The organism is Halorubrum lacusprofundi ATCC 49239 (genome assembly GCF_000022205.1).
GTDB lineage: Archaea > Halobacteriota > Halobacteria > Halobacteriales > Haloferacaceae > Halorubrum > Halorubrum lacusprofundi.
The window spans coordinates 131,875-157,267 of record NC_012028.1; the positions used below are offsets into that span (position 1 = coordinate 131,875).

The 25,393-nt window shown below is 59.3% G+C and carries 33 protein-coding genes and 1 pseudogene; 27 read left to right on the top strand and 7 right to left on the bottom strand.

Going from position 1 to position 25,393, the window contains the following annotated elements:
* Positions 1-124: 124 nt before the first annotated feature.
* Positions 125-1,081, top strand: coding sequence for a bifunctional 2-dehydro-3-deoxygluconokinase/2-dehydro-3-deoxygalactonokinase (gene kdgK1, locus HLAC_RS14190; RefSeq protein ID WP_012659246.1), 957 nt, complete (start codon positions 125-127; stop codon positions 1,079-1,081).
* Between the two features lie 78 nt (positions 1,082-1,159).
* Here the strand turns inward: kdgK1 and HLAC_RS19835 are convergent, their stop codons facing one another.
* Positions 1,160-1,291, bottom strand: a complete 132-nt coding sequence (locus HLAC_RS19835; protein WP_275039387.1) for a hypothetical protein — start codon at positions 1,289-1,291, stop codon at positions 1,160-1,162.
* Between the two features lie 400 nt (positions 1,292-1,691).
* Between HLAC_RS19835 and tnpA the strand changes: the two genes are divergently transcribed.
* A complete protein-coding gene (gene tnpA / locus HLAC_RS14195) occupies positions 1,692-2,123 on the top strand; it encodes an IS200/IS605-like element ISHla17 family transposase (RefSeq protein WP_012659247.1) in 432 nt (143 codons plus the stop codon).
* Positions 2,120-3,394 (top strand): RNA-guided endonuclease InsQ/TnpB family protein, encoded by a 1,275-nt coding sequence (locus HLAC_RS14200; protein WP_012659248.1) that lies wholly within the window; start codon positions 2,120-2,122, stop codon positions 3,392-3,394. Before tnpA ends, HLAC_RS14200 begins: the two co-directional genes overlap by 4 nt.
* A 375-nt stretch (positions 3,395-3,769) precedes the next feature.
* Here the strand turns inward: HLAC_RS14200 and HLAC_RS19335 are convergent, their stop codons facing one another.
* Positions 3,770-4,078, bottom strand: coding sequence for a hypothetical protein (locus HLAC_RS19335; protein WP_169304935.1), 309 nt, complete (start codon positions 4,076-4,078; stop codon positions 3,770-3,772).
* Here HLAC_RS19335 and glmU point away from each other — a divergent pair.
* The 3 genes from glmU to HLAC_RS17935 all read left to right on the top strand — a co-directional run bounded on the left by glmU (position 4,012) and on the right by HLAC_RS17935 (position 6,505).
* Positions 4,012-5,220: a bifunctional sugar-1-phosphate nucleotidylyltransferase/acetyltransferase gene (gene glmU / locus HLAC_RS14210; RefSeq protein WP_012659249.1), complete on the top strand. Its 1,209-nt coding sequence runs from the start codon at positions 4,012-4,014 to the stop codon at positions 5,218-5,220. The genes HLAC_RS19335 and glmU overlap by 67 nt on opposite strands.
* Positions 5,221-5,324: 104 nt before the next feature.
* A complete protein-coding gene (locus tag HLAC_RS14215) occupies positions 5,325-6,146 on the top strand; it encodes an IS5-like element ISHla7 family transposase (RefSeq protein ID WP_012659250.1) in 822 nt (273 codons plus the stop codon).
* A gap of 95 nt (positions 6,147-6,241) precedes the next feature.
* On the top strand, positions 6,242-6,505 hold the full coding sequence (locus HLAC_RS17935) for a hypothetical protein (protein ID WP_012659251.1): 264 nt from the start codon (positions 6,242-6,244) through the stop codon (positions 6,503-6,505).
* A gap of 191 nt (positions 6,506-6,696) precedes the next feature.
* Here HLAC_RS17935 and HLAC_RS14220 read toward each other — a convergent pair whose 3' ends face one another.
* A complete protein-coding gene (locus HLAC_RS14220; RefSeq protein ID WP_012659252.1) occupies positions 6,697-7,863 on the bottom strand; it encodes an ISH3 family transposase in 1,167 nt (388 codons plus the stop codon).
* Between the two features lie 40 nt (positions 7,864-7,903).
* Between HLAC_RS14220 and HLAC_RS17940 the strand changes: the two are divergent.
* Positions 7,904-8,239, top strand: a pseudogene (locus tag HLAC_RS17940) (transcription initiation factor IIB family protein); the annotation flags it as partial.
* Positions 8,240-8,579: 340 nt separating this feature from the next.
* Here HLAC_RS17940 and HLAC_RS17945 read toward each other — a convergent pair.
* A complete protein-coding gene (locus HLAC_RS17945; RefSeq protein WP_079892121.1) occupies positions 8,580-8,777 on the bottom strand; it encodes a hypothetical protein in 198 nt (65 codons plus the stop codon).
* 200 nt (positions 8,778-8,977) lie between these two features.
* Here HLAC_RS17945 and HLAC_RS14225 point away from each other — a divergent pair, with 200 nt between their 5' ends.
* The 6 genes from HLAC_RS14225 to HLAC_RS14245 all read left to right on the top strand — a co-directional run bounded on the left by HLAC_RS14225 (position 8,978) and on the right by HLAC_RS14245 (position 13,283).
* Positions 8,978-9,655, top strand: a complete 678-nt coding sequence (locus HLAC_RS14225; RefSeq protein ID WP_012659253.1) for a helix-turn-helix domain-containing protein — start codon at positions 8,978-8,980, stop codon at positions 9,653-9,655.
* Positions 9,656-9,975: 320 nt separating this feature from the next.
* Positions 9,976-10,404, top strand: coding sequence for an SWIM zinc finger family protein (locus tag HLAC_RS17950; protein WP_079892122.1), 429 nt, complete (start codon positions 9,976-9,978; stop codon positions 10,402-10,404).
* An 89-nt stretch (positions 10,405-10,493) separates the two neighbouring features.
* The gene (locus tag HLAC_RS14230) at positions 10,494-11,420 is read left to right on the top strand and encodes a transcription initiation factor IIB (RefSeq protein WP_015911428.1); all 927 of its coding nucleotides are present in this window, start codon (positions 10,494-10,496) and stop codon (positions 11,418-11,420) included.
* A 77-nt stretch (positions 11,421-11,497) separates the two neighbouring features.
* Complete coding sequence (locus tag HLAC_RS14235) at positions 11,498-12,010, top strand: winged helix-turn-helix domain-containing protein (protein ID WP_049933801.1); 513 nt, start codon at positions 11,498-11,500, stop codon at positions 12,008-12,010.
* Positions 12,007-12,459, top strand: coding sequence for a toxin-antitoxin system TumE family protein (locus tag HLAC_RS14240; protein WP_015911430.1), 453 nt, complete (start codon positions 12,007-12,009; stop codon positions 12,457-12,459). The genes HLAC_RS14235 and HLAC_RS14240 overlap by 4 nt, the downstream gene beginning before the upstream one ends.
* 2 nt (positions 12,460-12,461) lie before the next feature.
* Entirely contained in the window at positions 12,462-13,283 is an 822-nt protein-coding gene (locus HLAC_RS14245) for an SWIM zinc finger family protein (protein ID WP_015911431.1), read from the top strand.
* 45 nt (positions 13,284-13,328) lie between these two features.
* Here the strand turns inward: HLAC_RS14245 and HLAC_RS14250 are convergent, their stop codons facing one another.
* Positions 13,329-13,880 carry a DUF7342 family protein gene (locus HLAC_RS14250; RefSeq protein WP_015911432.1) on the bottom strand — a complete coding sequence of 184 codons (552 nt, stop codon included), beginning with the start codon at positions 13,878-13,880 and terminating at the stop codon, positions 13,329-13,331.
* Positions 13,881-14,016: 136 nt separating this feature from the next.
* Here HLAC_RS14250 and HLAC_RS14255 point away from each other — a divergent pair, with 136 nt between their 5' ends.
* From HLAC_RS14255 to HLAC_RS14300, 11 genes are all read left to right on the top strand, one after another.
* The gene (locus tag HLAC_RS14255) at positions 14,017-14,898 is read left to right on the top strand and encodes a biosurfactant protein 1 (RefSeq protein WP_015911433.1); all 882 of its coding nucleotides are present in this window, start codon (positions 14,017-14,019) and stop codon (positions 14,896-14,898) included.
* A gap of 139 nt (positions 14,899-15,037) precedes the next feature.
* Positions 15,038-15,226, top strand: coding sequence for a DUF8012 family protein (locus tag HLAC_RS19585; protein ID WP_049933880.1), 189 nt, complete (start codon positions 15,038-15,040; stop codon positions 15,224-15,226).
* An 88-nt stretch (positions 15,227-15,314) separates the two neighbouring features.
* A complete protein-coding gene (locus tag HLAC_RS14265) occupies positions 15,315-15,695 on the top strand; it encodes a hypothetical protein (RefSeq protein ID WP_015911435.1) in 381 nt (126 codons plus the stop codon).
* A gap of 68 nt (positions 15,696-15,763) precedes the next feature.
* Positions 15,764-16,426: a DUF6735 family protein gene (locus HLAC_RS14270; RefSeq protein WP_015911436.1), complete on the top strand. Its 663-nt coding sequence runs from the start codon at positions 15,764-15,766 to the stop codon at positions 16,424-16,426.
* Between the two features lie 135 nt (positions 16,427-16,561).
* Complete coding sequence (locus tag HLAC_RS14275) at positions 16,562-18,211, top strand: sensor histidine kinase (RefSeq protein WP_015911437.1); 1,650 nt, start codon at positions 16,562-16,564, stop codon at positions 18,209-18,211.
* A 173-nt stretch (positions 18,212-18,384) separates the two neighbouring features.
* Positions 18,385-18,606 carry a hypothetical protein gene (locus tag HLAC_RS17955; protein ID WP_015911438.1) on the top strand — a complete coding sequence of 74 codons (222 nt, stop codon included), beginning with the start codon at positions 18,385-18,387 and terminating at the stop codon, positions 18,604-18,606.
* Positions 18,607-18,820: 214 nt separating this feature from the next.
* Positions 18,821-19,492, top strand: a complete 672-nt coding sequence (locus HLAC_RS14280; protein WP_015911439.1) for an SdpI family protein — start codon at positions 18,821-18,823, stop codon at positions 19,490-19,492.
* Positions 19,493-19,664: 172 nt separating this feature from the next.
* Entirely contained in the window at positions 19,665-20,081 is a 417-nt protein-coding gene (locus tag HLAC_RS14285) for a DUF8025 family protein (RefSeq protein WP_015911440.1), read from the top strand.
* A 104-nt stretch (positions 20,082-20,185) separates the two neighbouring features.
* Positions 20,186-20,677: a DUF7995 family protein gene (locus tag HLAC_RS14290; protein WP_015911441.1), complete on the top strand. Its 492-nt coding sequence runs from the start codon at positions 20,186-20,188 to the stop codon at positions 20,675-20,677.
* 2 nt (positions 20,678-20,679) lie between these two features.
* On the top strand, positions 20,680-21,045 hold the full coding sequence (locus tag HLAC_RS14295) for a DUF7568 family protein (protein ID WP_015911442.1): 366 nt from the start codon (positions 20,680-20,682) through the stop codon (positions 21,043-21,045).
* 73 nt (positions 21,046-21,118) lie between these two features.
* On the top strand, positions 21,119-21,514 hold the full coding sequence (locus tag HLAC_RS14300) for a DUF7567 family protein (protein ID WP_015911443.1): 396 nt from the start codon (positions 21,119-21,121) through the stop codon (positions 21,512-21,514).
* A 22-nt stretch (positions 21,515-21,536) separates the two neighbouring features.
* Here the strand turns inward: HLAC_RS14300 and HLAC_RS14305 are convergent, their stop codons facing one another.
* Complete coding sequence (locus tag HLAC_RS14305; RefSeq protein ID WP_241211154.1) at positions 21,537-22,400, bottom strand: hypothetical protein; 864 nt, start codon at positions 22,398-22,400, stop codon at positions 21,537-21,539.
* A gap of 207 nt (positions 22,401-22,607) precedes the next feature.
* On the opposite strand from HLAC_RS14305, the gene HLAC_RS14310 reads away from it, so the two are divergent.
* On the top strand, positions 22,608-23,180 hold the full coding sequence (locus HLAC_RS14310) for a hypothetical protein (RefSeq protein WP_015911445.1): 573 nt from the start codon (positions 22,608-22,610) through the stop codon (positions 23,178-23,180).
* Between the two features lie 13 nt (positions 23,181-23,193).
* Here the strand turns inward: HLAC_RS14310 and HLAC_RS14315 are convergent, their stop codons facing one another.
* Positions 23,194-24,558, bottom strand: a complete 1,365-nt coding sequence (locus tag HLAC_RS14315) for a restriction endonuclease (RefSeq protein WP_015911446.1) — start codon at positions 24,556-24,558, stop codon at positions 23,194-23,196.
* A gap of 122 nt (positions 24,559-24,680) precedes the next feature.
* Between HLAC_RS14315 and HLAC_RS14320 the strand changes: the two genes are divergently transcribed.
* Positions 24,681-25,085 (top strand): DUF6166 domain-containing protein, encoded by a 405-nt coding sequence (locus HLAC_RS14320; RefSeq protein ID WP_015911447.1) that lies wholly within the window; start codon positions 24,681-24,683, stop codon positions 25,083-25,085.
* A 19-nt stretch (positions 25,086-25,104) separates the two neighbouring features.
* Complete coding sequence (locus HLAC_RS14325) at positions 25,105-25,383, top strand: DUF7389 domain-containing protein (RefSeq protein WP_015911448.1); 279 nt, start codon at positions 25,105-25,107, stop codon at positions 25,381-25,383.
* Positions 25,384-25,393 lie beyond the last annotated feature (10 nt).

The following is a 25,393-nucleotide window of genomic DNA, read 5'->3' on the forward strand; positions in this document are numbered from 1 at the left end:
CCCGTCCGAAATAGACCGCCGTGCTGGGACGGTGATGGTCGACGCTGATCACCGTTACTTATAAGCGATCGATGACAGCAACGAGTATGAATCTGTTCGAAGCGCACGCCGCGGAGTGGTTTCGATGACTGAGCTAGTCACGTTCGGCGAGACGATGCTTCGGCTGTCGCCACCGCGCGGCGAGCGGCTGGAGACGACCAGTGACCTGGCTGTACAGGCTGGGGGAGCGGAGAGCAACGTCGCAGTCGGGGCTGCGCGGCTCGGCACCGATGTCTGCTGGCTCTCGAAACTCCCCGACTCGCCGCTCGGTCGGCGGATCGTGAACGAGCTTCAGAGCCACGGGGTTCAACCGGGGATTGCGTGGACGGATCCGGACGCGAGTCGGTTGGGGACCTACTACCTCGAACACGGCGGTTCCCCACGGGGGACGAACGTGATCTACGACCGGGCCGACGCGGCGATCACGACGGTCAAGCCGGATGAACTCCCGACGAATGCGGTCGAGAAAGCGGAGTGGTTCCACACAACGGGGATCACGCCCGCTCTTTCTGAGGCCGCCGCGGAGACGACGACGGCGCTGCTGCAAAGGGCTGGCGACGCGGGGACAACGCGCTCGTTCGACCTGAACTACCGGTCGAAGCTCTGGGATCCACAGACAGCGCGAGCGGCCTACGAGGACCTGTTCGAGCACATCGACACCCTATTCGTTCCTCGACGTGATGCCCGCAAGGTGCTCGACCGCGAGGGCGACGCCGTCGAAATCGCACACGGTCTCGCCACGGAGTTCGCGTTCGACACGGTGGTCGTTACCCGCGGGCTCGAGGGGGCGGTCGCGCTGCACGACGGATCGATGTACGAGCAGGACGTGTTCGAGGCAGACACGTTCGACGCGATCGGTACCGGCGACGCGTTTGTCGGCGGCTTCATTGCAGAGCGCCTGCGCGGTGGTGACCTCCCTGCAGCCCTGCGGTGGGGGTCAGCGACGGCGGCGCTAAAACGTACCACCGATGGTGACCTTGCGGTGACCACCCGAGCGGAAGTTCGAAGCGTCATCGACGGCGAGAGCGGGATCAATCGTTGAACTGGCGTCGAACAGCGGACGACTCGTCCGGCCGTTGTGTTCCCACCCGAACGCCATGCCGGTGTCTTGATCGCGAGCTCACTGGGGCCGGGCCTCGAACATACAGCGCCCGCGTCCGAGCCCGCACCACGCTTCGTTGACGACGCCGAACCAGAGCCACGCGTTCTGGTCGTCCACGGGCGCGTCGGCGTCGAACCGGTCGTCGAGCAACTCTTCGACAGTATCGGCGTGCGACGTAGTACTCTCTCACGGGCAAGCGAACCTCACCAGACGGCGAGTGAAGACGACAGCAGTTGTCGAGACAAAGTCGCAGCTGTCCTCGACATTCGCTGTACGACTGAGAACGACATGCAGATCGGCTGGTAGCGCTTGTGCGAGCACGGGTGTTGTCACCGGTCTACGGTGGTCACACTGACGGGTGATCGGAGTCGTCCTGCTTCCTCGAGCGGGGACGAACGGTGTACAGACCTGCGAGTTACGGAGATTCAAGGAGAAAGCCTCGCCATTCGGGGCGGGGATGAAGCCGACCAACAGCATTCAACCGCCAACGATGGCATAGACGGGGTTCCAACGCAATCTTTAAGGCGTCTGACTACGATAGTATACATAGATGGTAAAGAGTACCCGTCACGCGAAATACGAGCTCTATTACCACATAGTATTCGTGCCGAAATTGGGTGGGAGCGAAGGTTCCGCTGACCTCGCGGAACAGGGTTCCGCTCAGCATCGGCGTTCGCACCTGACGGGGAAGACGAAGGAACGTCTCGAAACCATCTTCGCGGAAATCTGTGAGGATAAGGACCTCGAACTGGTCGAGTCCGAGGTCATGCTCAACCACGTACACCTGTTCATTGGGAGTCCGCCCAAGAACGCCCCATCACTCATTGTCAACTGGGTCAAGGGCATCTCGGCGCGGAAGTACAACCAACGCTACGACGACCGCGTGAAGTGGACTCGCTCGTACTATGTCGGTACGGCGGGAAGTGCCTCGAAGGACGCTATCGAACGCTACATTGCTGAACAGGAAGGTGGCGACGAATGAAGCGCGTCAACACCTTCGAGATCGTGCCACAGACTGAGAACGACAAAGGGTGCCTCCTACGGTTACTCGACGCCTCCGCTTCCCTGTGGAACGAACTGACCTACGAGCGCCGCCAGAACTACTTCGGTGACGGCGACGTGTGGGACACCTCCGAATACCGTGGACAGTACAACGGCGTCATCGGAAGCGCGACCGTCCAACAGGTCACGCGCAAAAACTCGGAAGCGTGGCGGTCGTTCTTCGCCCTTAAAGAGAAAGGCGAGAACGCTAACCCCCCGTCTTACTGGGGCAACGAGGAGGAGGGACGCGAACTCCGTACCTACATCCGAAACGACCAGTACACGATTCAGTGGGGCAAGCGGTCGCGTCTCGAAATTCCTGTCGGGCAAGAGTTAAAAGACGAATACGGACTTGGCTACCACGAACGATTCCGCCTCGAAGTCCGAGGCAACCCGAAGTGGGATGGCAAACAGAGCCGTCTGGAACTTGAGTACGACGAAGTGAGTGACACGTTCAGGGCTTTCCAACCAGTCACCGTGCCTGATTCTCGACTGGATTCACCACTGGCTTCTCACGAAGCCGCCCTCGACGTTGGCGCGAACAATCTCGTCGCCTGTTCCACGACTACTGGGAACCAGTACATCTACGACGGTCGGGAGTTGTTCGGACGGTTCCGTGAGACGACCGACGAGATCGCTCGCCTACAGTCGAAGCTCCGTGAGGGACGCTACAGTTCCAAACGGATTCGACGGCTGTACCGACAGCGGACGAAACGCCGTGACCACGCACAGAACGCGCTGGTGCGCGACCTCGTTGAACGGCTGTACGATGAGGGTTTGGCGACGGTATACGTGGGCGACTTGACCGACGTGCTGGACACGCACTGGTCGGTCAGGGTGAACGAGAAGACGCACAACTTCTGGGCGTTCAAGAAGTTCATCCACCGTCTCGCGTGCGTCTGTGAGGAGTACGGCATCTCTCTCGAAGCCGAGCCGGAAGCGTGGACGAGTCAGACGTGTCCTGAGTGTGGCGACCACGAGACGACGGTCCGTCACCGCGACACACTGACGTGTCCGTGTGGATTCGAGGGGCACGCCGACCTCACGGCGTCAGAGACGTTCCTTCGAGAAAACAGCGATACGGAAGTCAGGCCGATGGCACGGCCCGTGCAATTCGAGTGGGACGACCACGAATGGTCAGGGAAACCATACCCTCATGAAAGTCCCAAAGAAGTGCGCACGAACCCGCAAGTTGCCTCCGTGGGTCGGTAGCCGAACCCCTATCGGAGGAATCCTCGCGCTTCAGCGCGGGGAGGATGTCAAACTCGGAATGAGGGGTGGGGGAGGGAGTGACAACGAGACAATCGACTGTTCACTATTCCGCAGACATAGCGGGTGCCCCTACGTCTGTACTTGGGGCTCTTTGCTTCGTGGATTATGCGGACGTAGGGGGGTTCCCTCGGGCTGAGGGCGGAACTTGTGTGGCTTCCGGCGGGGCTTATTTCTCGTTCACCACTCGCCGTCGACGGCGCGCCGGTAGGCTCGTTCGGCTTGGTCGGCGACGGAGTCTTAGTCACATCTCTGTGCGCGTCCAACAAGGACCGGCCGCCGGTCGGTCGCCGCGGAGTGCGCCGTGGAATATTTCGGTCACGACGTTGACGATCGTTCGGCGAGAAAGTCCGCGTCGTCGATGACTTCGTTCGCGGCCGGATCCGGATGATCGGCGACAGTCAAGCGTATTCTCTCATACACACAGAGACAGCCCGAAAGCATCTTTCCATCCACCTGAGCAGTCATGATCTGTTCGGCACAAGCGGTGTCCGAGACCTCGTCGATCGGACCGACAGCGATCACAGCCCATAAAACCCGGCCCGGCGTCGCCTCCAGATATGTATGGAGTCGTGCTCGCGGCCGGCCGCGGGACCCGCATGCGGCCCTTGACAGATCGGCGTCCAAAACCGCTTCTTCCTGTGGGTGATCGTTCGCTGCTTGAACAGGTATTCGACACTGCAGTCGATGTCGTCGACGAGTTCGTCGTCGTCACCGGCTATCGCGGTGACGCGATTCGTGAGTCGATCGGTGAATCGTACCGGGATCGTCCGGTGACCTACGTCGAGCAAGAAGAAGCGAAGGGGACGGCTCACGCCATCGCACAAGCCGCGCCTGTCGTGGACGACGACTTCCTCGTGCTCAACGGGGACGTGGTTGTCGACGCGTCGCTCCCTCGAGTACTCGCCAACGCTGACGGGCCCGCGGTTGCGGCGACCGAAGTTATCGATCCACGTGCGTATGGCGTACTCTCGACGGCCGCTGACGGATCGCTCACGAAAATCGTCGAGAAGCCTGCTAACCCGCCGACGAATCTCGCGAACGTCGGCTGTTACGCATTTACGCCCGAGGTGTTCGAGTATATCGACAGGACTCCCGAGAGCGAACGCGGCGAGTACGAGATCACGACGACGATCGAACTGCTGCTCGACGACGGCCACCGGATTGACGTGGCGCCCTACGTGGGGACGTGGCTCGACGTCGGTCGCCCGTGGGAGTTGCTAGAAGCCAACGAACTAGCGCTCACAGAGCTGGGCTCGGATGAAGCGATCGCCGGCACCGTCGAGAAAGGCGTCCACCTCCACGGCTCTGTCGTCGTCGAGGACGGTGCACTGGTTCGGTCTGGTGCGTATATCGAGGGCCCGGTGCTAATCCGCGAGGGTGCAGAGGTTGGCCCGAATGCGTATCTTCGCGGATCGACGGTGATCGGTCCAGACGCGCACGTCGGCCACGGCGTCGAAGTGAAAAACAGCGTGTTGATGGCCGACGCGTCAGTGGGCCACCTCTCGTACGTTGGCGACTCCGTGCTCGGGCGGGGCGTGAACTTCGGCGCGGGGACGAACGTCGCAAACCTCCGGCATGATGATACAACCGTCCGCATGACCGTTAAGGGCGATCGCGTAGATACCGGTCGTCGGAAACTCGGTGCGATCGTTGGCGACGGCGCAAAAACCGGGATCAACACCTCACTAAACGCTGGCTTCCGGTTGGGGACAGAGGCGACGACCAAGCCGGGCGAAACGGTGCTTCGCGATCGAATCTCGGAATAACGCAGCCGTGCCGCTATATGGAGGGATGACAGAACCAAATTATCGGATTTGTGGCTCTGTTGAAATCCTCAGAGAGTTACAGATTCGCTTGGTAGTCTGACTGGATGGAAGCTCTCCCGAAGTCGCGGTTACTCAGGTTCGTTGAGCAAGCGATGCACTTGGCTCGGCGAGCTGTCGCTCGTTACTCGTCGAAGTTCTCGAAACGGCGGTACACACTTCATCAACACATCGTCCTGCTCTGTCTCAAGGTTCGGAAGAATACGACGTACCGGACGCTTCTGGACGAACTTATCGAGATGCCTCGGATTCGAAGCGCCATCGATCTTGAGGAACTCCCGTCTCCTTCGACATTGTGTAAGGCGTTTAACCGCCTTGGTATGGCTGTTTGGCGGGTTCTTCTCAATCTCTCAGTCACGCTTCTCCCGACCAACGGTGTCGTCGGGATCGACGCCTCTGGATTCGACCGCAGTCACGCCTCTAAGCACTACACGAAACGAACGAAGCTGACGATTCAACAGTTGAAAGTTACACTTCTCGTGGACACGAGAGTGAATGCAATCATTGACTTACACGTGACGACGACCAGAAAGCACGACTCGAAGATCGCACCTTCGCTAATCAGGCGGAATACGGATGACGTAACGATTCTCCTCGGTGACAAGGGATATGACGACCAGAAGATTCGCACGTTAGCCCGTGAAGATGGTGTTCGTCCGGTCATCAAGCATCGAGGATTTTCGTCGCTTCACAAGGCGTGGAACGTTCGGCTGGACGCCGACATCCACGGGCAACGGAGTCAGAACGAGACGGTGAACTCTCGTATTAAACGGAAATATGGCGAATTCGTCCGCTCACGACGTTGGTGGAAGCAGTTTCGTGAACTCGTTGTCGGCTGTCTCACTCACAACATCGACAAGGCACTCTGAACGTTCAATATAGGGTATCCAATGACCAAAGTAGAATCTCTCCCAAACTCTCGACAGAAACAGACTTATGGGTTATCTCACCTCATCTCAAAGAGATGGTTCCCGATATTGAAACGGACGGTGGGACGACCGAAATGAGTCGAGATGAGAATGTGGAGATGTCCCGAAATGCTGTCAGGGACGGTGTGTTAGATGCTATTGGAACCGTTTCCCTCCTTGGATTTTCTCTTTTAGCGCTCTTCATTGGTGTGAGAGGAGTTTACATCGGTTCCTCAATGGCTATCAGCGGAGGGTTCGTTATTGTTTCTTGCCTGCTGGCCGCGGCAGCGTTCAATCTCATCCCACCCTTCCGCGATTAACATAGCGTCAGTACATCACAAAGCATCCTCGGCTAGCTGTTTCTGAAGCCTGAGTTCTGTGGCGGAGCGGTTGCACTGACGGTCTCAACGAGAGAATCTTCGACGAACCGACCGAGAGCTGTCGCTGTCGGCGGCGGCTGCCGCCGACGCGACAGCGTCGCCACTCCCGCTGGAGGCTGTCTGGCTGGTGATTACCGGCTAAACCGGTCGTCCGGTGGCCGGTTTGCGGGGACGGCCCGACGCACCGCGAGGGCCGTCCACGCTGCCCGTTGGATCATGTTGATGAACTCCTTGAACGACCACTGCCAGAGGCGACGCCCGCCTCGGCGGGGCGTCGCCACGTACTCCCAGTGCAGATACCGCCAGACGTTCTGTAACAGCAGGCTTACCACAACGTACAGCAACCGGACGACCGGATTCTGTGTCGAGGTCGTCGCAATACTTTGCTCGGAAAGTCGGTAGCTCGCCTCGATACCGAAGCGTTTCGCGTAGTGGTATCGAGCGTCTCGTGGTGAGTCGATGAACGGCGCGTCAGCGGCGTAGCCGTGACGCGCCACACCATGGTCGTCGTACCGCCCATTCTGGTAGGTACAGTCGATGTAGACAGGAAACTCGACGGTCCAGCTGTGACCGTCGAGTTTCGCCGTCATGTCGTGCTGAATCACGCGACTCCAGCCTTCCGAGAGTTCTTGCTTGATCGTCTTTCCCCAGCGGACGACCGGCATGACGTAGGCGTGGTTATGCGCCTGAAGCAGCGTCAAACACTTGCTGTCGTAGAATTCGCGGTCAAGATAGACGGCCTTGACGTCGAGGTCAAGGCCGTCAAGGAGACCAAGAAACTCGGCGAGGACACTGCTGGCGGTGTCGCCGTCGGTCAGACGGCGCACCGCCAGCGTGTAGTGTTTGTTCTTCACACGCGCGTAGAGTGTGGCGTAGGCGTGGAATGCGGTGGTTCCACGCTTCGCTTGGGAGTGATAGAGACCGTCGGTGTCGTCTTCGTCTCCATAGTAGGGCCGCAGGTGGAGGTCTGAAACGACCTCCACCTGTTCGGGGAGCAATTCATCGAGATCCTTTCGCAGGAGCGTGTTAGCGACTCGTTCGAGCCGTTCCGGCTCGAACTTCGTCCGAAGATGGTAGAGGACCGTGTTCCCAGCGGGTGAGTTCTGGCTCGACGCACAGAGCGTAGAGACAGAGGTCCCGTCGGCGCAAGCGCCGACGAGGACCTCATAGATGTCTTCAGCAGTGATTTCAGCGTTATTGGCTAACGAGAGCGAAACTTCCTCGTCAAGGCGGTTGACGAGAAAGTTAAGAAGCTGGTCCTCGTGGATCTCACCGTCTGCTTGTTTGGTTTTAGACACACCTTCAGCAAGCAGACGTTCTAACTAAGCGGCTTTGTGAAGTACTGAGATTGGTCGCGGCACCGACGCGAAGGGGAACAAGATCTCTGGGCAGAAGCGACGGCGACTCGCGCGGATGCGCCGTGAGCAGACCCGCGGTCGCTGGCGGTCGAAAGCAGAACGGAATCTCGCCCACGGACTGGGCGAAGTGCGTCGGTTGGCGAGTTCCCTCGAACTTGCCGATTCGGTCCGCGACCAGGCGTGTCAGCTCTTCCGGAGCGCCCAGAACGAGGATCTGTGTCGTGGCAGATCTATCGAAGCGATAGCGGTAGCAAGCATCTATGGAGCCTGTCGCTGTAACGGTCACTCGCGGTTACTTGACGCCGTCGGCCAGTTGAATACCGATCAATCTTCCGTAGCAAAGGGATAGCGCATGGTCCAGTCAGCCCCCTCGATCTCTGGTCGCGCGCCGCTTCGATTTTCGAGTAGATGTGTAACAGCAGCGCGATCGTGACACAATAGCCCTGAAAATCCGCACCGTTAGTATACCCATTTATAAATTAGCTATACATAGAAACCGTGACAGCGCTCGCACGTATACTATTCACGCCTATTTGTCCACGATATAGCTACTACAGCCACTCTGTATACCTATCATAAAAACACGGCTCTGTTGAAATCCTTCGAAAGTGACACATTCTGACTGGGTGTGGTCAGTATATGCTCTCAATCGCTCATTACATTGAATCCATTTTATCTCCGAAACGATAGACGAGTACAACCGCACCTATTGACAGTGTGACTGTATAAATCATTGACCAAGCAAACATTTCATCAGGATCATTCCTCATCAAAGCGCCTACTGTAACCGCAACGAGTAGAATTGCTATCGTCCCAAAGCCGCCGACTACACGAACAAATAAATCTTCATTCATGTCTTGTCCACCTGTTGAGCAAATTCTATCCTCTTGTGTATACGGTCCAGATACACCACTTCACCAGACTCCAGATAGTTCTTTGTAGCATTCTACATCATATAGGAAGGTCTTCACCGCTTGGTATCTCGCAAACTCTCCCAGCTAGTGAGAATGTGTTCGACCAGTAGCATAATAGGACTCCTGACTGTGGTACACGTATGGTCTCCAGTCTCGGTCGCACCGCCCGCGAACAGCTCACGGCCCGAGACGTGCTCTCGCTCATCGCATTTCTCGCCCTCGTCTATGGCGTCACCAAAGATGTCGAGACAGTACTCGTCATCGCTTTCGGCTTCGCGTTCGTGGAGGCGACCTCGATTCTCAGAGAAACGCCGACTGTCGATAGCCGCTGGGTCGGCGTTGGCCTCGGCGCGTTCATCACGGTCGCCAGTCTCGCGTGGCTCGGCTGGGAACTCACTGCGACCACCGGAACAGGCGGTCCAGTATGGTTCCCGGCGCTGACCGCGCTTATCGGCGTCTGGTTCCTCTTCGATGCCCGCGCGGACTTCGCCGATAGCACTAGTAGCGACGAACCCGACGATATGAGCGCCAGCGAGGTGATGCTGGTGATGAACCACGCTCACCTCGTCGTCGAAGAGCTGAAACAGGGCCCGAAAACTGTCACCGAACTCGCCGATGCGTGCAATTTGACCGAGTCACGCATCCGTGAAGTGCTCGATTTCGGTACTGACGACGGGATGATCTATCCAGTCGATACTGACACGAGCGATACTACCAAACGGTACGCCCTCGACGAGTCGAAAGTCGGTGGCCTTGCGTTCGTCCGTTCGAACGGGAAGCGCATTTTGCGGCGGCTAGCACGGCCGTTCCAGCGCTGATTATTGATGGACAGAGACTCTTATTGAGACCGGCGGAGCAGGATCGAATTCTCCGAGCGCGGTCGGTGGTGGGAGTAGCCGGTCGTCGCATACTTCTTTTTTGCTACGTGCCGGACCGACCCAAACCCCGCCGCCCCACCCTCCGCTCCGTGCTCGCTCCGTGAGACTCGCATTCGCTCGTCTCCCGTGCCCTCGTTCACGATGCTCACGAGGACTCCGCTGCGCGCGCAGCCACGACCTTGACAACGGGTCAACCTGTGAGTTACTGAGAGTTTGTTTGCGCACCGAAGGGTGCGGCGCACCAGTCGCCGCGACACATAATGGCGATAACCCTACTCGACAGTCTCGAACCAACGAATCGTGTACTCAAACGCGCTCAGTACGAAGCCTTCGAATTTTCTCTTCTAGATGGTGACATCCGTGTTCGTAACGAAAGTCATCAAAATCCAGCAGATCATGAATACCGCGTCACTGTTGTCGACGGCGTCCCAGCAGCTTGTGAGTGTCCCGCTGACGCAGTGTATGATGGTGTATGTAAGCACCGCGTCGCCGTTGCGATCCGACCTCAAATTCTAGACATTGTGAAGAAGACACAAGCTATCACCGACAGCGGCGTTGTAACGGATGGAGAGCGACAAGGAGACCAATCCGATACCGGAGATACAACGCAGTGCGATTGTGATGGGCTGTCCAACGATTTTCCCTGCTGGGAGTGTGTGCGGACAGGTCGTAGAGACCTCCTCCAGTAGCCCAGCAAATCGCCACACACCGCTCTGTCCGCGGCTGTTTATCTCCCCCAGGGGTGAGAGGTGTAGACAATACACCTCACAAACTACCGATGGCAACTAGAGATATCTACGAAACGGGCTTCGACGAGGACGTCCAGACAAACTCCAGCACAAACCCATGTCCGGAGTGTGATGGCCGGGTCACTACCAACGCGATCGAAACGATCTGTGAGGACTGTGGACTCGTTATTGACGAACAACGAATCGATCACGGTCCTGAATGGAGAACTCACGATCAGGACCAGCGAAAGCGGACGGGCGCTCCACTGACTGCGGCACGGCATGACCGAGGCCTCTCGACGGAGATCGGTCGCGGGAAAGATGCGAACGGGAACAACCTCTCTGGGCAAAAACACCAGCGACTATCCCGAATGCGACGAGAACAAAGTCGCGGTCGGTTCCAGTCAAAAGCCGAGCGAAACCTCGCACACGGCCTAGGCGAAGTTCGAAGGATTTCGGGTGCTCTCGAACTCTCCAATTCGGTGCGCGATCAGGCGTGTCAGCTGTTCCGGAGCGCACAGAATGAAAATCTGCTGCGTGGCAGATCCATCGAGGCGATCGCCGCAGCGAGCGTGTACGGCGCGTGTCGATGTAACGGCCTCTCGCGATTGGTGGGCGAGGTCAGCGAGATGGCCCGCGTCGTGGAGTCACGGGTCACGAATGCGTACAAAACGCTGAACGAAGAGCTGGGGCTCCCTGCCAAGCCCGTCTCTCCCGGTAAGTTCGTGCCACGCCTCGCCTCGGACCTCGAATGTCCAGACGAGATCCGACAACGGGCTCGAACACTTGCAGAACAGGCCGAAGAGAGCGGTCTCACGGCGGGCGTCCATCCAGCCGGGTTCGCAGCGGCCTGCCTCTACAAAGCGGGGGAGGAACTGGGGTACTGGGTGACGCAAAGCGACGTCGCGGAGACAGGAAACGTCACGCCAACCACAGTTCGGACGCATCACGAGACGTTAGAGGAGCGTGTAGCCTGACAACGCACCTGTACAACAACTACCTTGAGATGTTTTCCTCAGGAAACTATTTGTTTCTCAACTGCGTAGCACCTAGTATGACCGAGACGTGGGACGACATCAACAAGCAGGTCAAGGCAGACTGGAAAGCGGAGACCACGCCGTTCGAGCGGGTGTACGAGATCGTCGAACAGACCCACGACGGGCAGTCGGCCGCCGAGATTGCCGACCGCGCCCTCGTGAGCGAGCCAACGGCCCGTCGACACTGCAAGTCGCTCGTGAACACCGGGTTCGCCGAGACGGACCAAGACGGCCAAACAACGCTGTATAGGCGAGATAGCGACCGGATCTTGATGTCCCGGATCCGTGAGCTGCGCGAGGAAGTCACTCGGCCGGAGTTGCTTGACAGCATCCGGGACATGAAAGCCGAGATCCGGCGCTACGAAGACAGCTACGACGTGGTGTCACCGGAAGAACTCGCCCAGCAACTCGACGGCGACGAGGCGGAGGGCTGGGACGACCTCACCGCGTGGCGCACGACACGGCAGAATCTCGCTGTCGCCCAAGCCGCACTCGCCTACGACGAGGCCAGTCACCAGCTCGCTGTATGAGTGGGGACGACCGCGCCGGCGAGTTCGGACCGATCTATCTCCCGGCGCTCCAGCGGATTCGTGATCTCTGGATCGAACTTGAGCCCTTGGTCGATGAAACGTCGTACGATGACGTCGTCGCACCCACAGAACTCCGGATCACGCTCAGCGACGGCCTCGGCGACGCCACCAGCGCGCGGTTCGATATTCAGTGGAGCGAACTGGGGATGTATTCGTTTCACTACGTCGATAGTGACGACGTCAACTGGCGCTTCGATCGCCACCCGAATACACACTCACCCGAGATCCACTTCCATCCGCCACCCGAGGCCGCGACGACGGCCGCCGAGCCGTCCTGTATCGACGTGACCGAGGTCTCACTCGTGACGCGTGCTGTCCACGCAGTGTGGCGAGCAGCGTACGAGGTTGATACATTGGATCGGCTGAATAGTGCGCCAAACCCACCGTAAAAATGGACGTAACCGAGGACGCGGTTCGGGACATCTGCACGGACGCAGTCTTCGAACGGGGCGAACGATATCTTGCTGAGGGACGTATCCACGAGATTCACCGCGTCGACACCACCGTAACCGCCGTCGTGAGTGGCAGCCGTCAGTACGATGTTCGTGTTGACCTCGCCACTGGCGGGTTTGCCCCGTGGTGCGATTGTCCGTACGACGGGCCGGGTGCGTGTAAGCACGTTGTCGCCGTGTTGCTTCGGTGTGTCGACGACCCACCGTCAGACAACGGCGATCGACTCGATGCCGCACTCGGTGGCGCCGACGCCGACGAACTGCGCGCGTTCCTGCGTGATGAACTCGCGACCGATACGGATCTCCGCGATCGGTTTCTCGCCCGCGTCGGCGAGCCGATGAGACAGTCGGTCGACGAGCTTCGCACTTCGATCGACCGGCGGTTCGAAGAGACGAACCCTGAGTACCACGTCGTCTTCGAGCCCATCGACTTCACGCAGTGGTTCGATCTCGCAAACGAGCATCGCGAGCAGGGGCGGGCCGCGTCGGCGGCAACCGTCTACCGGGCACTCACCGAGTCACTCGACGAGAACATGGAGCGCGTTGACGGTGCGTACGACCATTTCTCGCGTGCATTTAGTCGGGCACTCGACGGATATGTTGACTGTGTCGCAGCTACGGAACGCGACGCTGATGCGGTCACTGACGCCGTCGCATTTCTCACCGAGCGGGCGGTGTCGGGAACACCGTTCCTCGCGGAACACTTCGAGAAGGCCGCGGTCGAACTCCAGGAAAAGATAGATGAGCAGTCTTGCAAGTAGCTGTGTCGCCCTCGATGACGCCCGCAAGTTCGAAGATCACAAGAATTAGTTTATGACGCGATCAGCCACGTTGATCTGCTGTTCGCGAGCGGCTTCGACGTCCGAGTAGAGCGCCAACGCGTGCTTGATGAGGCGACGGTCTTCCAGATTCTCCTCCCACCGTGTGATCACGTCACGGCGCTCGTGGAGATCGGAACTTGTGAGGTCGCCGTCGGCGAGCGACTGTTCGAGCTCCTCCCACGTCTCGACATCGAAGGTTGCCTGCCACTCCTCGATCTCCTTGGTGATCGCGGCCAATTCGCTCCGCAGCTCCTCGCGCGTGTTTGCCTCGATGAGCGTCCGGATCTCCTCGAAGAGCAGTCGCGTGTAGTCCGGCTGGTAGCGCGTCGTCTCACCGGCTTCGACGCGACGCAGCTGGCCTTGGTCGACAAGATCCTGAAGTTCCTCGTTGGTCGTACTCCAAGCGGCGTCGGCCTGTTCGCTGATCCAGTTGACTGAACGGGGTTCGCGGAGTGTCTCGGCGACTGCTCGAATACGGTCACGGGCGCTCATCGACGCAGCCCACGACTGAACGCCGTCTGGCGAGGATTCGGACATGTTTGACACCTCTTACGACAGTGTTGGCGCTGAACTCCCATATATGTTTGTACGCTCTCGTATAATCAAGAGTGCGTTGCGAGCGAAGGCGTCCGGACGTTGAAATACGATACCGACAAAAGCTACGAGCCAATCGATGTACAACCGATATTCTGACTTCGAGGAACTGCGGCCGACCGGCGAGGCGTCCCACATTCCGGATACGAGGTTGGGCGACGAGTGTGAGGGTACCCCCCGGCGGCAACGCGTCGCGACGAGCTCTGGTGGCTACCCTGATGCACCGACGGTAACCGACGGCGAGTGTCGTTCCTGTGGGGCGTCAGTCCCAGACGGCCAGACGAAATGCCGGTTCTGTCTCACCAACCATCTCGGGAGTGGCGCCACAAGCACGAACGAGACAGCGTCGACGACGTTCCTCGGTATCGTCCACCTGATCGTCGAGTCGACCACGTTCTACGGCGCCGTCGCAAAGGGTGGTGCCGCGGCGAACCTTCTCTCCGCCAACGAGGCGGAGCCGGCCGTCGACGACTACACCCTCATCTACGATCTCGACGAGGCGCCGGCGCGCCAGCTGGTCGAGCAATGGCCCTCACTCCCCGACGCGGTACAGGTGTCGTCGGAAGAGGGAGAGCAGCTTCTCAGTGCCGCCCGTGACGGGGCTGGGTGGCACGAGCAGGGAGCGTCGGAGCGTCAGGAGCAGGCCCCAAGGCGGCTCTACGACCAGCATGGGGACGGCATCCGCGACGCGTCGCGTCTCAACGCGGTCCTCGACGACGCCGACGATGCGGTGTGGCTGGTTCCAGCGATGGCGCTGACCGAATCCGCTCGGGAGGATAAGACTAATAGTCAGGTGTCGTTGGTACCTACGAGTCAGGATCTCGATTGTCAAGCCTGTGGACGGGCGACCGACCACCAGTTCAAGATCCACGAGTCGGTCCCGGCTGCGGCGTGGACGGGCCAACCGATCTGGGAGTGCCGGGTGTGTGGTTCGGCTCGCTACGGACCCAGTCTCGAGTAGCTCCAGTGCTGGGCGTCGATTAACCAACATCTCTACAGATGCCTCCGAGTTTCGTTGGTTAATACCGTGATCTCCTTTAACTCCGGCGCCAGTCTCGATGGGGAGTCTATCTGCGCCGGCGAGCGGTGAGGCGCTTCCGATGGAGCAAGAGTTCAAACAAGGCTACCGGATGCATTGCGTGCTCAGTAACCTGAATCGTCTAGATATCGACCGACTGGACGATGCAGATCAGGAACGAGTCGAGAGAGCAAGAGCTCTCCTGGAAGAGGTGAGCCTTCTCACTAGACCAGCCGACGGCGACGGAACAGACGCCCGAGCAGACACGTAACGGCGTCTCCGGCCCGGTTACAGAGGGCTGCTGAGCCTATTTTGTCGCCCCCCGAAGGGGTGCGGGGGCTTCCCCGCGAAATCCAGACATGGCCACACTACAAGCTGCGACGACGTCGACCGGCGCAATCGTATCGAATCCGCAGGCAGTCCGCGAGCTCTGTGAGAACTACTGCTTTGGGACGCTCGACTGGGAGGTCACGGAGGAGGGCGAGCTCACTATCTGGGGGTGCGACGACTTCGAGGTATACGAGGCACGGGAGAGCGGCCTCCCGGACTACGAGGGCGGCATCGTAACTCACGAGTTCCTCCGGTCGCTCGCTGACCATCTCGAACCGAACGAAGAATTCGATATCCAGACGGCCGGTTTCACGAAATGCCGATTCCCGGTGCTGGCGAAGCGGTACGTCGTTCGCGACGGCGAAGTCCTCCACGCGGACCTCAGTTCCCCCGACCCGATCGACGAGTAGCGTTGTTCGTCCCCGGGAGGGGTGCGGGGCGACACAGCACAAGCATCGCCTCGTAAGGTGATTGAATCATGGGACACCGCGCACTTGTTGCGTACGAACGTACCGATGGCCAGTACACGCTCCACTACTCTCACTGGGGTGCTGCAAACCTGAAACTGAAGCACCGTATCACGGCCGAAACACCGTTCGGTAGCGAAGATACCGACTCGAAGTGGGCGAAACAGCTGCTGTCGGAGTTGGCCGATGGCCTCGAGGCAGACGCCGTCGACGGCTACCTCGCCGATGAGGATCGACCGTCGACGGTCGTCGAGCCGAAGCCCCGTGCCACCGGGCTCACCCTCGACGAGATCGTCGCTGACCACCTCGACTACCTCCACCACGAGGCGTTCTTCGTGGTGTCGACGACGTTCGAGGTGACCGCCTACCGGACGCTGTGGTTCGGCCTCCAGTACGATTCGGAGACAGTCGAACAGGGGGAGACGGTCGGGAACGGCGCGCTCGCGACGGTGCGCTGGTACGACGGCGAGCCGGTCGGCGACGGCCACCTGCAGGGACAGTTCGCGGCCCTCAAAGACGTCGTCGGCGATATGCTCGACAAAGGCGTCTTCACGCCGTCGACGGCGAGACAGTACCTGAAACAGAAGCTGGCCAAGCGAGTCGGAGACCAACAGGAGCTGCGCATTCCGACCGGAGAATCACCCTTCGAGACGGCGAGCCAGACCTGCTCCTAGTTGGCCCTGCTAAAATACTCATCATCTGGTAGTTTTCTGAGGCCGTGCTGAATACAGCGCGCGTATCTCGCAGGCTATCAAGACCCAGCAAATCTATGACGCCAGAGTGATATTCACGCCTCTAATACATCCGCTATGGCAGTCTTACCAGCATCTCCGCTCTTTTTGCTCTATGTTGGTGTGTTTTTGATTGCCGCACTCACCTGTTTTGCAAGCCTCACACGACTTCACCATATCACTGACTCAGACACGCGACAAGGGTTGTGGGCGCTTTTATTGACGAGTGGCGGGTGGGCAGCTGCTCACGTCGGTTTTCTGGTCTCCCCGACAACATCACTCAAACTCGGGTGGTATACCCTCGGACTGGTGCTAGGTCTCGCCGCAGTCGGAGCATGGCTGTACTTCTGTTCTGCATACACCGGCCGTACATACCACCGAAACCCAACATATCGTCGCCTCGCTATCGCCGTCTACATCGCACTCGTCGCGGTGAAGGTCACTAATCCCCTCCACCGCGAATACTTCACAACAACAGTCGTCGCTACCCCGTTCCCTCATCTATCCGTATATACGGGGCCACTACACTGGACCGCGATGGGGCTCTCGTACGCGCTCGCCTTTGTCGGTTACTTCATGCTCCTGGAACTGTTCACGCAAATCGACCTTGACACACGGGCACTCTTTGCTCTCGTTGGGATCACTGGCCTTCCCGTCGTGTTGGATCTTGTTGGGTACACCACGCCCTACCTCATCGACATCACCTACGAGCCGCTGGGGGTCGCCGTCTTCGCTGTTGGTGTCGCATTCGTCTACATCGACCAGTTCGAGGCCGTCCAACTGGCCGCCGAACGGGACACACCAGTTATCGCACTTGACGTGGACAATTACATTCGGGACACGAATCGTGCTGCGCTGACCCTGTTTCCCGAGATCGACGGTGCAGAGGGTGCTCATCTGGAGACGTCACTCCCGCAAGTGGCCGACTGCCTTGACAGCGATAATCCGATTCTGAAGGTGCAGCAGGAGGGCTCTACGCGGTATTACCGTGTGACGGAGACGCCATATGGGACGGTGAAATCCGGACTCGGTCGAACTATCGTACTCACCGATGTGACCGACCGTGAGAGGTACCGCGAGGAGTTAGAGCGTCAGAATGAACGTCTCGAACAGTTTGCCAGTTTAGTGAGCCACGACCTCCGAAACCCACTCAATGTGGCCACAGGTCGGTTCGAGTTACTTCGTGAGGAGGTTGTGATGGCGGCAGATAATGAGAACGCAGAGGCTGTTGAGCGGGCGCTGACCCGGATGGACGACCTGATAAACCAAATTCTCACCCTTGCCCGTGAGGGACAACCGGTTGAGCAGTGGGACGCCGTGTCTCTCTCGTCGGTCGCAAAGGGGAGCTGGGAGATGGTCGAGACGGACACTGCCGAATTACGGGTCGATGATGACTTGGCGTTCAAAGCGGACCCCGCACGGCTGAAACGACTCTTCGAAAACCTGTTTCGGAACGCACTGGACCACGGCGGCCCAGACGTGACGGTTACCGTTGGGGCGCTGTCTGACAAACCGGGGTTCTACGTGTTCGACGATGGGCCCGGTATCCCCGAGGGCGATGGTGACTCCGTGTTCGAGCCGGGATATACAACCCGTGAGGAGGGAACCGGATTTGGGCTCGCTATTGTCGCCGAAATGGTCACTGCACATGGGTGGACGATTCAGGTGACCGAGAGCGAGACAGGTGGTGCTCGCTTCGAGATTCTCGGTGTCGAATCCGTGGCGTGAATCGGTTGACAGGCCCAGTCTTTTCTGCTAAACCTATTCTCTGTATCGGTCACATCAGTAGTGATGAGCATCGAGAAGGTGGAAGAGGCACTGCTGTATAGATGGCGCGAGTCAATCATGGGACAATCCTGATTTTACGAAACGCTTTCCATAGCACTCTCCCTACTTTCGGTATGTCCACGACCGTTGCAATTCCCGACGCAGACGAGCTTTGTGTGTACTGTGAGTCGCGTATTTTCGACCACGACCCAATCTGTGTCCGTGACTGTGACAACGACTGCGGCTCCCCCGAGTACTTCTGCAACTATGCGTGTCTCTCCGCATACATCGAGGAAAACAGCTTGACGACTGGGAATGCGTGTGTGTGGAATCCTGACGAAAGCAACTGCTGCTAATCGGCCATATCAGTGACAAAGGCTGGGACATCTACGAGCAACTGACTCAATATCGCTCCAACAGGGCGTGCTGAACCCACTCTCTGTATCTCGCACGCCGTTTGTATCAGTTGCTGAGGATTTCAACAGGGCCACCGGACAGGGAGTGCTGACCCGAGTATCCACTGACTCTCTACCCCACTTGTTCATCAGAGTACAGGTCGTATATTCCAGTATGAAGACGATTCACCGGTTCCTGTTGGCTGCGGGCTTCGTCGTGTTGTCCGGCATTGTGAGCTTGCTTGCTGCTCCATCGCTCCCCGCTGAACTCGTCACGAACTGGGATGCCGCTGGTAACCCCAACGGAACGATGCAGAAGACGCTCGCCCTCTGGCTCACCCCCGCCCTGATGGCAGGAATCCTTGGCTTGTTCGCCGTCATTCCACGGATCGACCCGCTTCGAGAAAACATCGCCGAGTTCCGGTCGTACTACGACTGGTTCGTCGTCATCTTCACCATCTATATGTTCGTTGTCCACGCTGGCGTCGTCGCGTTCAATCTCGGCTACGAGTTTGACTTCACGTATCTGATTCTCGTCGCCGCGGCTGGCCTGTTCTACTACAGCGGCGTCGTGCTCACGCACGCCAAGCAGAACTGGTTCGTCGGCATACGGACACCGTGGACCCTCAGCAGCGAGGAAGTCTGGGCACGAACCCACGCGCTCGGCGGCCGCCTCTTCAAACTCACCGCCATCCTCACGGTCGTCGGCCTACTGTTCGGCAACTACGCGCTCTACTTCCTCCTCGTCCCTGCACTTCTGACAGCCGGCGGCACCATCGTGTACTCGTACTACCTCTACGAGCGACTTGACCGAACCTCGGAGACTACCTCAGGGTCGAATCTGTAAGTCGCTACCCCCCGAGCACTCATCTCGTTTGCTGCATACAGTCTCTGTATCCTGCACGCGACATCTGCCAGGTCCGGGGGATTCCAACAAAGCCCCTAGTTCGATCTGCTTCGTGGCAGCTGCTGTTTTTCAGGGTCGGAATGGGTGAGCCCCGCCGTAGGCTCGTGATTCGATGACCTCAGAGGACGACCCGTTTCACGACTGCGAGTTGGATCCCGAAGCGATCCTCGGAACACACACCTTCGAAGATGTCCTGTTCACCGACGACACGGAAACACCGGTGAACGTGCTGACTGGCGAGACACCAGCGCATTCGCAAGCGACCGTCGAGGAAGCGAAGGAGTTCGCTGCGAGTATCGACACGGAAACACCCCAAATCGCGCTCCCCGCATCCGTCGAGTCGCAGGTCGAAACACAGAGCAAGCCCTACACAGCGGCCGCATTCTTCCACTTCAAGGCGACAGGCTCGCTCAAACGCCACCGTGCTTACCACGCCGCCTACGAGTCGGACGGGTTCGCGGTCGATTTCGAGGCCGACTACGAATCGGGCGATCTGACCATCACTGTCGGACGAGCGGACGAAGCCTGAGAATCCGCCGTCACGAGGAGCGTTTTTCGAGCGCCGGCGATGGGTGCCGGCGCAGCTGGAGCGAGCAACGACCCCCGGTGCGTCGGCGTTTCGAGGTGTTCAAGATGCATATGGTGATTTACGCGCTAGTAGAGGAATCGACCCACGACGACGCACTGGCCACCGGAAAGACGGTGTTCGACCGCTTGGTCGGCGCGGACCCACACGCCGGCGCCGTCTTCGACTACCACGTGACTTTCGATGAGGAGGACACGTCCGTTGCGGGGACAGCGCGATGGGGAGAGTTGCCGACCGCGGCTCCTGTCGACTCTGATGACGGTCAGGAGCTCCTGGAGCGTGGGTGGGAGGCGACGAAGGAAGAGTTCGAGCGCAATCTCGACCGGGTGAAGGAGGCCATCGGGGAGCTCTCCGACGAGGAGATCATGCGCGACGAGGACCTCGCGCGGCACGCCTTCCACCAGGTCGGTGCGTACGACGGCCCGACGATCTTCCTGTACACCGAACACGGAACCGGCATTCGCCACCGTGGACAGCTGGACCGACTCCTCGAGGAGAGTGAAGAGATCTGGATCGTGCCCGCTGACGTCCACTTCTAAGAATGCCCCGTATCACCAACTGGCGACGCGAGAGCCGCTCGCCGACGCTCGCGTATCGGAACACCGAGACTGGTGTGCAAGCCGTCCTGCATCGAGCGCCAGATTCGTATCGGTACAAATGGCGTGGAGCAATCCTCGTCGACGGCTACCCGGTGTGGTCGCGGGGGTACGAGACGAAAGACGCGACGGCGTTCCGTGACGAGCTCCGGGAGCGTCCCGCTCCGGACCTCAGCTGTCCGGAGTGTCCGAACGAGGACGTTCGTGTCGGCGAGAAAGCGGCAGACGGGGCGAATGTCCAGCGGTGGTACGACTGCCCCGACTGTGGGTACGAAGCCCCCTCACGCATCGTCTACGGCGCCGAACGGTGAGTGAATAAGCGCTGGGTGCTGTTTTTCGGCCGGGCACGAGGTGGTGGCCCGGGACAACCGGGTTAGTCAACCAATGAGTCTCGAAGTACTTGACCGACACAGTGAGGCGCTGTTCGAGTTCCTCTGGTGCCCCGTCTGCGGGCAGGAGGTCTTCACTCACATCCCCTTCGAGGGGGTGTTTTGCAAGAACTGCAACACCCAGGTCGAACTCCAGGAATCCCGAGAAACACGCGGCTACGAGGATGCCGTGCTCGCCTGCTTCGATTCTACCACCACCTGGAACCTCCACATCGATGAGAAACTGCGCCGCGACCTGCCTGATGGGTCAGCGCGCGTGAAGATCCTCGGCGCACCGGGCGCCTACAAGGTCGACTGGTGGAGTCCAGAGCCCGGTGAGAACTGGGAACCTGTGGAGCGTGGAGAGTTCGACGACGTCGAGGAACCATCTGAGGTGTCGCACCTGGCGTAGAGCGCGCGTTAGGGCGGTGAATTTACGTCCGACACACGTCGCAGGACCCGCATCCACGAGGGGTTCGCTCGTCGAAGTAGAGACGGCGCCACCGAGCAAACTGATCCGCATACGTGTCCTTGCTGTACGGGAATTGGTACAGATTGACCCCGTCCGGCAGGTCTGTGATTTCGGGCGCGTCTACGCCGGGGAATCCGTTACGAAACACGAGATCTTCTGTTTTGGACACCAGCTCAGGGGCAACTGTGGATGGGTTCGAGGCCTTCAAGAAGTAGAGTGATGGGATGAACTCTTTCGGGTCGAAGAATCCGTTTGCGTGAAGAATCCACCCACAGAGCCACAGATACGCCTTCTCACTGGAGAAGAAGACTCCGTAGTGGTTGTCCGATTGCCGGCGTTTGTACACGAACACGGGGAGACCATAGCTGAATCCGACCCGCGTTGGTTCTGCGTGGATATAGCAGTCCTCACGGTCGATATAGTGGACCAGCGGAGTTTGACACAGCTTACCCGGGTGTTCACCAGTACCGATCTGCTCCCATAGCTCCGAAACGGAGGCCACGTCCGCGCTTTCGTCCTCAAGAGTCGTATCATCGATTGCAAGATGGACGGGCGCAGCAGACTGAATCTCCTCGGGGAGATCGTCGCTGGATAGCTCCGCTGTCTCTCGGTCAGGGAGTGTCCGATAGAAGTGTTTATAGAAGCCCTCACGACGCCGCTTGTCGGCGAGCGTTTCGCACCGGGCGCAGTCCTCGATGAACATTGCTGGCACCACCCGGTCTGGATTCTCGGCGGCCTCCTCGTACAGACTACGCTGTCGTTCGGCCCGCCTGGCAATCTCAGCCGGATCGGGGAGCGGTGAACTCCTCTCAGACTCCGATGACATACGCATACCTTTGGGCTGGAACAGCATCAGTTTCCGAGCAAGGACCCCACCCGACTACCGTCTTGCGAATTTTGGAATCCATTTTTAACCGGGTTTAAGTTGTCCAGTATCAGCCATTCGTCGAGATTCCAGAGACCTCACTCGATTCAGGAGAGGTTGTTTCTGCGCCGGCGGTGGGTGCCGGCGCACACGCGCCGGCGGTGATCGATGTCGACACGAAGTCAACTCCGATTCATCCAACGGAGCGAGACCGCAGACGAACAGTCTAAAACCGACCGCATCGCACAGATATACCGTCACTCGGATGGCTATCCCGACAGCGTCCTCCGTGACCTTGTCCAGCTGAAGGAGCTGCTCGACGAGACACGAACAGAGCGCGGGCCTGCGTACGCCGCTGCCCAGTTCCTGTTCCTCGACACGCTCTCGACGATGACCCTCTACGTGGACGAAGGGCGTGATCGGAGCATCCACGCTGACCACCCCTCGGATCTCCTCGAGCCGGACAATATGGAGCACCTCGACCAGCCGATGTTCCTGCTCGGACACGGCGTCGAGAACCCAGCCGACGGCATTCACGGCGACGAGGAGTATCTCTACGTCGTCGAGCTGCCGACCCGGAACCCGTTCGAAGAGCCGTCCGAGTGGACCGTCAAGGTGAGTGGTCACTCCGCCTTCCCGCGCTGGGATGGTCCGACCGAGGAAGCCTTCGAGCGGGCCAGCTGGCAGTTCCACGGCCCGCTTGAGCAGGCGCTCGAAGAGATCGTCGCTGAGCCGGGGTGAACGCTTAGCCCGCTCAGATGATGCCGCCGATGACGAGTAGTCCGACGACAAGCAGCACCGTCGCAACAACGCTTCCCCCGGCCAGCCACTTGTTCTCCATCGCCTTTTCGTGAAGCGGCATATCGGCGTACTCCTCGCTGAACGCCTCGAGATTCTCCTCGTCGTAGAAGTACTTCGTCTTCAGCGCGAACCGGTCGGTGACTGCACAGCCCGTACAGACCGGCTCACCTTCCAGCCGCTCCGTTTTGGTGTGACTGGAGCAGGCGATGGCCCCGCAGTTCGAACAGTAGGTGTACGTCTCATCGATGCCGCTCGTGTCACAATGGACGCAGCGGTGAATGCCGTCTTCGGCGGTCACTCGTGACGGACCTGCCGCGTAGTACTCGTAGGGGTAGGTGTACTCCTGGAGGTCGGTCGTGTGCCGAATGTCGGGGAGATACACCGGCTCGATCGATTGCACAGAGATGTCCGAGAGATTCGGCTCACACGTCTTGTTGTAGGTGACGTTGTTGTCGCCAGTGTAGGTCACCGTCGTCGTGTGGTAGTCCTGAAGACGGTCAACAGCCCACTCCTTGTACTCCGTTTGGGTCTGGCCGAACCGTCGTTCCTCGACGTCGTCGAATACCTCGGTAAACTGCCCAGTATCGAGGGGAACCGTCGCGTGGAAGTTCTCGGTGACCAGCGTCGCGACATCGTCGTCGGCCACCTTCGGATGGCCGCGTTCAGCGTGGACAACGAACTGTGTGCGGTCGTTGATCCGGTGGATGACGCCCACCGACGTCTCGAAGACGGCGTTCGTGTCCGCGGTGACCGCAACCACCGGACGGAACGTCACCTGCGAGTGCGCCACCGGGAGATCGGCGCTCTCGGTGTTCTCGATGTCGCGGAACGCCTCCGCGACGGCCGCGTCGACGTCGGCGGCCGGGTCGTACGGGCGTAGGGTATCGTCGCAGAGAATCTCGATGCGCCCGTTGTAGAGGTCGAGACCGATCTCGTCAGCGATCTCCCGGAGGTCCTTGCCATCAAGCAACTCGATTGGATGGGGGTCGTCGTTCTGCTGGAGTCGATTAGCGTACTCTTGAGCAGGGTTCGTGAACCGGCCGGTCGTGACGACCATCCCGCGTTTCGGACCGTCGAAGTCGAACGTCGCGATCGCCGAGTGGAGCTTCTGGACGACCGGGCGCCCGACCGTCCCTGTGTGCTTGCACTCCACGATGATCGCGCGCCGGGTGCCGTCGACGACCTCCTCCATAATGACGTCGCGGCCCTCGTCGGCCGTCCGCTCTGCCTGGCGGACGTTCTCGAAGCCGAGGTTGCGGAAGACGTCCTCCATCACGTCCTCGAACTCGAACCCTGAGAGATCGTCCAGTACAGCCATCCCGATATACCTGGACAGTACGTTGCAACTGTCAAATACGTTGCCGAACGCAGCTACGTCCTGTTTTTGGACCCCCGAGAGGGGTGCGGGGGTGATCGAACGAGCCTCCCGCGAACCAACCTATGAGTGGAATCAGCGACCCATGCTCGCACGTACAGTCACGGACCTCGGCTGATCCCGACGTCATCTACGTCGGCTACCGTCGTCGAGGCCGCGCCATCGTCAAGAACCAATCGGATCAAGAACAGCTCACGCCAGAGCGGAGTCTCGCGCTGGCGAGTCACAGTCCTTCGGGCTTCGAATGGGGATATGGTGGGAGTGGGCCGGCGCAACTCGCCCTCGCCCTCCTGCTCGATTACACTGACGATGAGGAGGTGGCACTGGCGGAGTACAAGGCGTTCAAGACCGAAGTGGTGAGCCAGCTAGAGTGTACAGGACCTGACGGCTGCTGGCGACTCACCGGATACGAGATAGATGCAACCCTTCGTGAGATAGTCGACGATCCAGTCGCACCGTCCATCAACTAACGATCACAGAGAGCAATCAATGTCAGACCACACCCAGCAGCCTCGTAAGAGCGCAGAATCGCCGCAGAACCGTGAGCGTCAGGCACCAACCGAGTACGTCGAGCGAAGCGATGTCGGCGTCTCACTCACCGTCAAACTCACTCGCGGTACTGGCACCCGCGATCAAGACAAGATCACGGCCAAAGTGAAGGGTAAGACGCTCGAAGACGCCCGCGAGGATATGGAAACCCTCCGCGAGTATATCCACGACCTCGCTGAGGACACTCGCCAGATCCAGCCAGCCGACCCACACGAATAGTACTTCTTTT

Excerpts from the sequence above, each read along its gene's own strand:
- kdgK1 (WP_012659246.1), top strand. The coding sequence starts at position 125 with ATGACTGAGCTAGTCACGTTCGGCGAGACGATGCTTCGGCTGTCGCCA.
- tnpA (WP_012659247.1), top strand. The coding sequence starts at position 1,692 with ATGGTAAAGAGTACCCGTCACGCGAAATACGAGCTCTATTACCACATA.
- HLAC_RS14200 (WP_012659248.1), top strand. The coding sequence starts at position 2,120 with ATGAAGCGCGTCAACACCTTCGAGATCGTGCCACAGACTGAGAACGAC.
- glmU (WP_012659249.1), top strand. The coding sequence starts at position 4,012 with ATGTATGGAGTCGTGCTCGCGGCCGGCCGCGGGACCCGCATGCGGCCC.
- HLAC_RS14215 (WP_012659250.1), top strand. The coding sequence starts at position 5,325 with ATGGAAGCTCTCCCGAAGTCGCGGTTACTCAGGTTCGTTGAGCAAGCG.
- HLAC_RS17935 (WP_012659251.1), top strand. The coding sequence starts at position 6,242 with ATGGTTCCCGATATTGAAACGGACGGTGGGACGACCGAAATGAGTCGA.
- HLAC_RS17945 (WP_079892121.1), bottom strand. The coding sequence starts at position 8,777 with ATGAATGAAGATTTATTTGTTCGTGTAGTCGGCGGCTTTGGGACGATA.
- HLAC_RS14225 (WP_012659253.1), top strand. The coding sequence starts at position 8,978 with ATGGTCTCCAGTCTCGGTCGCACCGCCCGCGAACAGCTCACGGCCCGA.
- HLAC_RS17950 (WP_079892122.1), top strand. The coding sequence starts at position 9,976 with ATGGCGATAACCCTACTCGACAGTCTCGAACCAACGAATCGTGTACTC.
- HLAC_RS14230 (WP_015911428.1), top strand. The coding sequence starts at position 10,494 with ATGGCAACTAGAGATATCTACGAAACGGGCTTCGACGAGGACGTCCAG.
- HLAC_RS14235 (WP_049933801.1), top strand. The coding sequence starts at position 11,498 with ATGACCGAGACGTGGGACGACATCAACAAGCAGGTCAAGGCAGACTGG.
- HLAC_RS14240 (WP_015911430.1), top strand. The coding sequence starts at position 12,007 with ATGAGTGGGGACGACCGCGCCGGCGAGTTCGGACCGATCTATCTCCCG.
- HLAC_RS14245 (WP_015911431.1), top strand. The coding sequence starts at position 12,462 with ATGGACGTAACCGAGGACGCGGTTCGGGACATCTGCACGGACGCAGTC.
- HLAC_RS14250 (WP_015911432.1), bottom strand. The coding sequence starts at position 13,880 with ATGTCCGAATCCTCGCCAGACGGCGTTCAGTCGTGGGCTGCGTCGATG.
- HLAC_RS14255 (WP_015911433.1), top strand. The coding sequence starts at position 14,017 with ATGTACAACCGATATTCTGACTTCGAGGAACTGCGGCCGACCGGCGAG.
- HLAC_RS19585 (WP_049933880.1), top strand. The coding sequence starts at position 15,038 with ATGGAGCAAGAGTTCAAACAAGGCTACCGGATGCATTGCGTGCTCAGT.
- HLAC_RS14265 (WP_015911435.1), top strand. The coding sequence starts at position 15,315 with ATGGCCACACTACAAGCTGCGACGACGTCGACCGGCGCAATCGTATCG.
- HLAC_RS14270 (WP_015911436.1), top strand. The coding sequence starts at position 15,764 with ATGGGACACCGCGCACTTGTTGCGTACGAACGTACCGATGGCCAGTAC.
- HLAC_RS14275 (WP_015911437.1), top strand. The coding sequence starts at position 16,562 with ATGGCAGTCTTACCAGCATCTCCGCTCTTTTTGCTCTATGTTGGTGTG.
- HLAC_RS17955 (WP_015911438.1), top strand. The coding sequence starts at position 18,385 with ATGTCCACGACCGTTGCAATTCCCGACGCAGACGAGCTTTGTGTGTAC.
- HLAC_RS14280 (WP_015911439.1), top strand. The coding sequence starts at position 18,821 with ATGAAGACGATTCACCGGTTCCTGTTGGCTGCGGGCTTCGTCGTGTTG.
- HLAC_RS14285 (WP_015911440.1), top strand. The coding sequence starts at position 19,665 with ATGACCTCAGAGGACGACCCGTTTCACGACTGCGAGTTGGATCCCGAA.
- HLAC_RS14290 (WP_015911441.1), top strand. The coding sequence starts at position 20,186 with ATGCATATGGTGATTTACGCGCTAGTAGAGGAATCGACCCACGACGAC.
- HLAC_RS14295 (WP_015911442.1), top strand. The coding sequence starts at position 20,680 with ATGCCCCGTATCACCAACTGGCGACGCGAGAGCCGCTCGCCGACGCTC.
- HLAC_RS14300 (WP_015911443.1), top strand. The coding sequence starts at position 21,119 with ATGAGTCTCGAAGTACTTGACCGACACAGTGAGGCGCTGTTCGAGTTC.
- HLAC_RS14305 (WP_241211154.1), bottom strand. The coding sequence starts at position 22,400 with ATGTCATCGGAGTCTGAGAGGAGTTCACCGCTCCCCGATCCGGCTGAG.
- HLAC_RS14310 (WP_015911445.1), top strand. The coding sequence starts at position 22,608 with ATGTCGACACGAAGTCAACTCCGATTCATCCAACGGAGCGAGACCGCA.
- HLAC_RS14315 (WP_015911446.1), bottom strand. The coding sequence starts at position 24,558 with ATGGCTGTACTGGACGATCTCTCAGGGTTCGAGTTCGAGGACGTGATG.
- HLAC_RS14320 (WP_015911447.1), top strand. The coding sequence starts at position 24,681 with ATGAGTGGAATCAGCGACCCATGCTCGCACGTACAGTCACGGACCTCG.
- HLAC_RS14325 (WP_015911448.1), top strand. The coding sequence starts at position 25,105 with ATGTCAGACCACACCCAGCAGCCTCGTAAGAGCGCAGAATCGCCGCAG.